The following is a 639-nucleotide window of genomic DNA, read 5'->3' on the forward strand; positions in this document are numbered from 1 at the left end:
GAAGAACACTCCAAGACCGATGACACCAACTACAAGTGATGCAATAGAAAATACTATCTTCATAATGCTAAAAATAGTTATTGTCCTAAATTCCGCAACACTTTAGTTTAACTTTTGTTATAAGTACCTGAACAACAAAAAGTTCTTGCTTGTGGCAAGCGGCAAAGCCGAGCAGTTAAGGATTTTGCCATGTCAGATTTTTCACTTATCTTAGTATTGCAATTCAAAACAAGCGTAAATCGTAACAAGACATGGCAAAGGTACAAATAAAATCCGAAAAACTCACTCTTTTTGGAAGCATATTTTCAATCATGGAGCAATTTGCCTCCATGCTTTCACCTATTATCGACCAGGCACTTGGTCAGAGATGCCGCAGTATTATCGGCTATCAATACAGCGAGATTGTCCGTTGGATTTTATCCGACCGTTTCTCGCCATGACAATGCCAGAGCAAGCTCATCATTGCTCATCTGGCTTAACGAAACCGTTCGCTGATGAGCGTGTACTTCTGTGGAGGCTCATGCGTGGAGGATGTAGTGTACATCCTATAAATAAAGGTGTAGTGTACTGAATAAGTTGACACTTTTAACCCAAATCGGTCATTAGGATTTCTCTGTGTCGTACGGCAAAGAGAAATCC

Annotated in this window: 1 pseudogene; it reads left to right on the forward strand. The window is 40.2% G+C overall.

The features are described 5' to 3' along the window. Positions 1 to 251: 251 nt before the first annotated feature. Positions 252 to 431 (forward strand): annotated as a pseudogene (locus tag KM934_RS12915) (IS1380 family transposase); the annotation flags it as partial. Positions 432 to 639 lie beyond the last annotated feature (208 nt).

The sequence above is a fragment of the Hallella faecis genome (assembly GCF_018789675.1).
In the GTDB taxonomy this organism is placed as follows: Bacteria; Bacteroidota; Bacteroidia; order Bacteroidales; family Bacteroidaceae; genus Prevotella; species Prevotella faecis.